Here is a 7,121-nt window from a genome sequence, read left to right as displayed (position 1 = left end):
CGCCGACGAGTTGCGCCGCATGGGATTCGAGCGGGTCGAGCAGCTGATCGCGGCGCCGCGCGCCCCGCTCGCCAAGAGGTTCGGGCGCCAGCTCTACCGGCGGCTCGACCAGGCGCTGGGCCTTATCCCGGAGCCGATCGAGCCGATCTTTCCAACGAAAGTGCCGCGGGTCCGGCGCGGGCTGCTTGAGCCGATCAGCACGGCGGACGCGTTCGCGCATGTCATCTTCGACTTGGTCGCAGACCTCGTCGCGATCCTTGTCGCCGACGGCAGCGGCGCCCGGCGGCTCGACCTGATCTTCGAGCGTGTCGATCGCACCATCCAGGCAGTCCGTATCGGCACGGCGGCGCCGTCACGCGATCAGCGGCACCTCGCCAAGCTACTCATCGCCCGTATCGAGACGATCGATCCCGGGCTCGGCATCGAGGCGATGACGCTGCTCGCGCCCTTGGTCGAGCCGCTGGGGGCGTTCCAGTCGGAGGTTATCTCGGCTCAGGGCCGGCGCGCCCCCGACTTGCCGGCGCTCGTCGATGCCCTCGCCAACCGGTTCGGGCAGCGCCGGCTCTACCGGCGCACCGCGACACCGAGCACCATGCCCGAGCGGGAGATCGGCCAGTGCGCGCCGCTTGCCGTCCCGACCGGGATGGCCTGGGACGGCGACTGCGCGCGGCCGGCGCGGATGATCGACCCGCCCGAGCGTATCGAGGTGACCGCGATGCTGCCCGATCATCCGCCGGCGATGTTCGTGTGGCGCGGCACGCGCTACCGCGTCGCGCAGGCCGATGGACCCGAGCGGCTTCACGGCGAGTGGTGGCGCGAGCGCGGCCACGAAGCCGACATGCCGTACGTCGTGCGCGATTATTTCCAGGTCGAGACGGTGACCGGCGGGCGTTACTGGCTGTTTCGGCTGGGTGACGGCGAACGCGCGGCGACCGGCCCGATGACGTGGTTCATCCACGGCGCCTTCGCATGAGCAGGGGCGTCGCTCCACGCGTGAGGCGATGAGCGCTGCTGCGGGCAGCGACTATGTCGAGCTGCAGGTCACCAGCCATTTCAGCTTCCTGCGTGGTGCGTCCAGTCCCGAGGAATTGTTCTCCGCCGCGGCATTGCTCGGCCTGCCCGCGCTCGGGATCGCCGACCGCAACACGCTCGGCGGTCTGGTCCGCGCCTGGGATGCCCAGAAAGTCACCGGCGTTCGCGCTATCCTGGGCTGTCGGCTCGACCTGGTCTGCGGCACGTCGCTGCTGGTCTACCCGACCGACAAGCATGCTTATGCCCGGCTGTGCCGGCTGCTCAGCCTCGGCAAGGGCCGGGGCGGCAAGGGCGCGTGCATCCTCCACTGGTCGGATGTCGAGGAATGGAACGAAGGGCTGGTCGGCATTCTCGTCGCCGATCGCGCCGATGCCATCAACGAGGAGGCGCTCTCGCGGCTTGCCAGCCTGTTCGGCGATCGCGCCTATATGGCGCTGTCGCTGCGACGCCGGCCGAAGGATGCGATCCGGCTGCGCGACCTCGCGGCGCAGGCTGCCGCCGCGCGCGTCCCGACGGTCGCCACGGGCGACGTGCTCTACCATTCGCCCGACCGGCGCCTGCTCCAAGACGTGGTCGGCTGCATCCGCGAGAAGTGCACCGTCGATACGCTCGGACGGCGGCGCGAGCGCTTCGCCGATCGTCACCTCAAGCCCTCCGCCGAGATGCAGCGACTGTTCGCCCGCCACTTGGGCGACTTGCGCCCGCTGGCCCGCAGCGTCGAGATCACGGAACGCTGCACGTTCGACCTGTCGGAGCTGACCTACACCTATCCCGACGAGGTCGGCGCCTCGGGGTTGATGCCGCAGGAGGAACTGGAGCGGCTGACCTGGGCCAAGGTGCCTGACCGCTATCCCGCAGGCGTGAGCGACAAGGTACGCCGGCAGCTCGAACATGAGCTGAAGCTGATCGCCGACCTCGCCTACGCGCCCTATTTCCTCACGGTCCACTCGATCGTCGACTTCGCGCGCTCGAAGAACATCCTCTGCCAGGGGCGAGGATCGGCCGCCAATTCCGCAGTGTGCTTCGTGCTCGGGATCACCTCGATCGACCCCGTGCAGTCCGAGCTGCTGTTCGAGCGGTTCGTCAGCGCCGAGCGGCGGGAGCCGCCCGACATCGACGTCGATTTCGAGCATGAGCGTCGCGAGGAGGTGATCCAGTGGATCTACGAGACCTATGGCCGTGAGCGCAGCGCGCTGACCGCGGTGATCTCACGCTTCCGCGCGCGCGGCGCGGTGCGCGAGGTCGGCAAGGCGCTCGGGCTCACCGAGGACGTCACCGCCGGTCTCGCCAGCCAGGTGTGGGGCTGGAGCCGCGAGGGCGTCGAGGAGCGGCATGCGGCCGAGCTCAACCTCGATATGTCCGACCGCCGGCTGGCGCTGACACTCGAACTGGCGCGCCAGCTGATCGATACGCCGCGCCACACCTCACAACATCCCGGCGGGTTCGTGCTCACCCTCGGGCGGCTCGACGAGCTGGTGCCGATCGAGCCTGCGGCAATGAAGGACCGCCAGATCATCGAGTGGGACAAGGACGATATCGACGCGCTCGGCTTCATGAAGGTGGATGTGCTGGGGCTGGGCATGCTCGGCTGCATGCGCCGCGCCTTCACGCTGCTCGAGCAGCACAAGGGGATCAGGCTCGACCTCGCGACGATTCCGCAGGAGGATCCGGCCACCTATGCGATGATCCGCAAGGCGGACACGCTCGGCGTCTTTCAGATCGAGAGCCGCGCGCAGATGGCCTCGATCCCGCTGATGCAGCCGCGCACCTTCTACGATCTCGTAATCCAGGTCGCGATCGTCCGGCCGGGCCCGATCCAGGGCGACATGGTCCACCCCTACCGACGGCGGCGCAACGGCCAGGAGGCTGTCACCTATCCGACCGAAGAGCTACGCCGCGTGCTCGAGAAGACGCTCGGCGTGCCGCTGTTCCAGGAACAGGCGATGCGCGTCGCGATCGAATGCGCGGGGTTCACCGCCACCGAGGCCGATCTGCTGCGCCGCGCCATGGCGACGTTCAAGCTGACCGGCGGCGTCAGCCATTTCCGCGACAAGTTGATCGAGGGCATGATCACGCGCGGCTATGAGCGCGCCTTCGCCGAACAAACCTTCAAGCAGATCGAGGGCTTCGGGTCCTATGGCTTTCCAGAGAGCCACGCGGCGAGCTTTGCGCTGATCGCCTATGCGAGTTCCTGGATGAAATGCCACCATCCGGACGTATTCTGCGCGGCGTTGCTCAACGCCCAGCCGATGGGTTTCTACGCGATCGCGCAGATCGTCGGCGATGCACGCAAGCACGACGTCGAAGTGCGGCCGATCGACGTCAACCACAGCCGCTGGGACTGCACGCTCGAGCAGACCGGCGGCTGCTACCACGCGGTTCGATTGGGTCTGCGCTATGTCCGCGACCTGAAGAACGCCGATGGCGCAGCAATCGCGCTTGCCCGTGGCGAGGAGCCTTATCGCTCGGTCGAGGAGATCCAGCGGCGCGCGGGCGTCGGCGGGCGGTCGCTCGATCGCATCGGCCATGCCGACGGGTTTGGCTCGCTCGAGCTGTCGCGGCGCTCCGGCCTGTGGGAGGTCAAGGGCCTCGGCGACACCGCATTGCCGCTGTTCGCGGCGGCCGACGAGCGCGACGGCAAGCTGCGCGCGGAAGCCGTCGAGCCGGGGGTGGCGCTGATTCCGATTAGGGAGGGGGAAGAGGTCGTCGAGGACTATCGGACAGTCGGGCTGTCGCTGCGCGCGCACCCGCTTGCCTTCCTCCGCGACGAGCTGACGCGGCGCAAGATGATAACCTGCGCGAGCTTGAGGGACACCCGCGACGGGCGATGGGTCGACATCGCCGGCATCGTCCTCCTTCGGCAGAAGCCCGGCTCCGCGAAGGGAGTCATGTTCATCACGCTCGAGGACGAGACGGAGGTCGCCAACCTCGTCGTCTGGCCCGCCCTGTTCGAGAAGCATCGGCGAGTAGTGCTCGGCGCTTCGATGATGGGCGTGCGCGGCCGCGTGCAGCGCGAGGGCGAGGTCATCCACGTCGTTGCGCAACGGCTCGACGACCTGTCGTCGCTGCTGGCGAGCGTGGGGTCGCGCGCCGACCTTGCGCAGGTCTACCGGATGGGGCGGGGAGATGGTGCCACCCACGGCGGCGGCGCTGATTATCGCGACGCCGCCGAGCGCCCGCTCGGCAAAGCGCGGGACATATACATTCCCGACCTGCGGCTCGGCTCAGGCATCATCCCGGGCCAGCCGACCGAAGGGATCAAGGTCAAGCCGCGGGACTTTCGCTAGCGTCGTTTATCAGGAGCGAGCCCGGCTATCCGGGCGAGAGCGCTTGCCTGCGGCCAGGCTGCGAAACGTCAGCGACCAGCGGGTGTGCTCCATCTCGACGATGCTGTGCTCCCAGTCATGCCGCGCTTCGCCACTGAGTTGATAGACGCCGCGCGGCGGCAGCGGCGCCGAGACCCGCTCGAACCGCTCGGCATGTCGGCGGCGGAACCGCATGGTCGCGGGTGCGCCGAGCGAGATCCCAACGACATGCTCGAATGCCGGTCGGTCGCGGTGCCAGCCGATTCCCGCGCCGGGATCGTAGCGGATCAGCAGTGCCTGGACGAGCTCGGCCTCAGGCAGGCGGGCGAAGCGCGCGGCGCGGTCGCGGATCGGCAGCAGCCAGTCTGGGAACGGATCTGCCTTCCCGAGCTGGCCGGCGTCGAAGTCATAGGCCCAGCCGTAGGACATGGTCAGCCGCTTGCCGGTCCAGCCCTGGAAGCGGAACGGCGACAGGTCGGCAGCGTCGATGCGCTCGATCAACAGCCGTTCTTCCGCCTCGGTGATGAAGTCGTTGGATGTCATGAGCCCGGGCAGCAGCGGGGTATCGAACAGATCGAGCATCCCGATTACGACCCGGCAGCATCGTGGGACGAGGAATAAGCCGGCGGCTCCCAGCCGAATACGCTTCTGCCGCCATAGTCATTGGAGCGCTCGCGCTCCTGCCCGATCAGCGCCTCGACGGATGGCCCTGTTGCGGTCGCCTCCAGCCTGCGCGATTGCACGTCGAGCCGCCTGATCGCGGCGAGTTCCTCCTCCTTACCGAGCTTCGCCGTGCGCACGGCTGTCTTCATCACCTCGATCGTCCGATCGTAGACTTTGGTGGGCACGGGGTAGGGATGCCGGTCCTTGCCGCCATGCGCGAGCGAGAAGCGCGCCGGGTCGCTGAATCGGCAGGGTGCACCGTGAATAATTTCGGCGACCATCGCGAGCGAGCGGACGGTCCGCGCGCCGATGCCGGGGACGAGGAGCAACTCGGCAAAGTCCTTGGGACCGCGATCGGCGGCGGCGGCGAGCGCACCATGAAGCCGCCGCTCGATTACGTCCTCGGTCCGGACATCGTGGTGCGCGGGCATCATCAGATGCGGCAGTAGCGCTTGCGCGTCCGGCTCGGCTGGCCGGACCGGCCGGGGTTTCATCAGCGAGAGTTCACGGACGATGCCCGACGGTCCAAGCGCGCCAAGCAGGTCGAGCTGACGCTCCCGCGACGCGGCGGCGCGACGGTCGGCAAGATTAACGATCTGGCCTTGGCCCATGCCTTCGATCGCGGCGTGCGGCGCATCGACGAAGCTCGCCAGGCCTTCGGAGAGCCAATGGTAGCGGCGAGCCTGCTTGACGCTGCCGTTCATGCCTTGCTGCACCACGACCCAGTGCCCGTCGTCGGCAACGATGAAGCCGTGAAGATAGAGGTCGAACCCGTCCTGGACGGCGGCGCTGTCGACCTTGGCAACCAGACGGCTCGCTCTCGCAAGGTCCGCTCCGTCGAGGCCGACACGGTCGCCGACCGCGATCAATTCCGCAGGGGTGGCGCGGCTGTGACGACCACGGCCGCCACAGACGTGGAGGCCAAGCTCGCCCGCGAGCGGCGCCAGCCCGCGCTTGAGCGCGCCGATCACGCTCGTCGTAATGCCCGACGAATGCCAGTCCATCCCCATTACCGCGCCGAAGGACTGGAACCAGAAAGGATGGGCAAGCCGCCGCAGCAGCTCATCGCGACCATATTCAAGCACGATCGCTTGCGCGATCACCGCCCCCAGCCGGGTCATGCGCTGCCCGAGCCAGGCGGGGACGCGGCCCCCGTGGAGCGGCAGGTCGGCGCTGCCCGAACGGCGGCTCATCGGTTCGTCTCGGCCATCACTGACGCGTCCGCTGTCGCGCTGGTGGACTCGAAAAGCGGAAGCGGTTCGTGGCGTTCGCGTGACGGCGCGTCGAAGTTGGAGACGGTGACCCCGACCAGCCGAATGCCCGTTTCGGGAGGGTAGATCGACCGTACGAGATCGAGGCTCGCCTGGCGGAGCGCCGCGTGGTCCGCAACCGCGCCGGGATGGCTGCGGCTGCGCGTGATCTGCCGGAAGTCGCCGAACTTGATCTTGACCGTGACCGTGCGCCCGAACGCCTTCGCCTTCTCGCACCAGCGCCATACGTCGTCGGCCATCCGCAGGACACCGGCCTCGATGTCGGCAGCTTCCGTCAGGTCGCGGTCGAACGTCGTCTCCGAGCCGGAGGACTTCCGCTCGCGGTTCGGGTTCACGGGACGATGATCCTCGGCTCGCGCGATCGCATGGTACCAGCCGGCGGCGCTACCGAAATACTGCTCGAGGAAAGCGAGCGACTTGGCGCGGAGGTCGGCGCCGGTCTCGATGCCGAGCCGCCTCATCTTGGCGGCAGTGACCGGGCCCACGCCGTGGAAGCGCGCGACCGCCAGCGTCTCGACCCAGCTTGCACCCATCTCCGGGGTGACGGCGAACTGGCCGTTGGGCTTGCGTTGGTCCGACGCGAGCTTGGCAAGGAGCTTGTTATAGGAGATGCCGGCCGAGGCGGTGAGGCCGGTCTCCTCCAGGATGCGGGCACGGATCGCCTTGGCGGTCGCCCACGCGGTCGGCAGCCCGGCGCGGTTTTCGGTCACGTCGAGATAGGCTTCATCGAGCGAGAGCGGCTGAACGAGCGAGGTATACTCGGCGAAGATTGCGTGAATCTGGCGTGAGACGGCCTTGTAGACGTCGAACCGCGGCGGCACGAATCTTAGTTCGGGGCAACGGCGGAGCG

At 68.1% G+C, this 7,121-nt stretch carries 5 protein-coding genes; 2 read left to right on the top strand and 3 right to left on the bottom strand.

Annotated features, from left to right (window positions below; translation table 11 throughout):
- Positions 1-973: DUF6504 family protein (locus HUU96_RS08660; RefSeq protein WP_174292431.1), on the top strand; the 973-nt coding region annotated here is incomplete at its 5' end.
- A 28-nt stretch (positions 974-1,001) separates the two neighbouring features.
- Positions 1,002-4,319, top strand: a complete 3,318-nt coding sequence (locus tag HUU96_RS08655) for an error-prone DNA polymerase (RefSeq protein WP_174292430.1) — start codon at positions 1,002-1,004, stop codon at positions 4,317-4,319.
- 9 nt (positions 4,320-4,328) lie between these two features.
- On the opposite strand, the gene HUU96_RS08650 is transcribed toward HUU96_RS08655, so the two are convergent.
- The 3 genes from HUU96_RS08650 to dinB form a co-directional block, all read right to left on the bottom strand.
- Complete coding sequence (locus tag HUU96_RS08650; protein WP_174292429.1) at positions 4,329-4,919, bottom strand: alpha-ketoglutarate-dependent dioxygenase AlkB; 591 nt, start codon at positions 4,917-4,919, stop codon at positions 4,329-4,331.
- A gap of 5 nt (positions 4,920-4,924) precedes the next feature.
- Positions 4,925-6,193 carry a DUF763 domain-containing protein gene (locus HUU96_RS08645; RefSeq protein WP_174292428.1) on the bottom strand — a complete coding sequence of 423 codons (1,269 nt, stop codon included), beginning with the start codon at positions 6,191-6,193 and terminating at the stop codon, positions 4,925-4,927.
- Positions 6,190-7,121 (bottom strand): DNA polymerase IV (dinB, locus tag HUU96_RS08640; protein WP_174292427.1); only part of this gene is annotated, 932 nt, incomplete at its 5' end. The genes HUU96_RS08645 and dinB, both read right to left, overlap by 4 nt.

The sequence above is a fragment of the Sphingomonas bacterium genome (assembly GCF_903644135.1).
In the GTDB taxonomy this organism is placed as follows: domain Bacteria; phylum Pseudomonadota; class Alphaproteobacteria; order Sphingomonadales; family Sphingomonadaceae; genus Sphingomonas.
The sequence above is the reverse complement of the archived record's forward strand: the minus strand, read 5'-3'. Positions and strand labels throughout refer to the sequence as shown.

Coding starts and splice junctions, on each gene's coding strand:
- HUU96_RS08655 (WP_174292430.1), top strand. CDS start 1,002: ATGAGCGCTGCTGCGGGCAGCGACTATGTCGAGCTGCAGGTCACCAGC.
- HUU96_RS08650 (WP_174292429.1), bottom strand. CDS start 4,919: ATGCTCGATCTGTTCGATACCCCGCTGCTGCCCGGGCTCATGACATCC.
- HUU96_RS08645 (WP_174292428.1), bottom strand. CDS start 6,193: ATGAGCCGCCGTTCGGGCAGCGCCGACCTGCCGCTCCACGGGGGCCGC.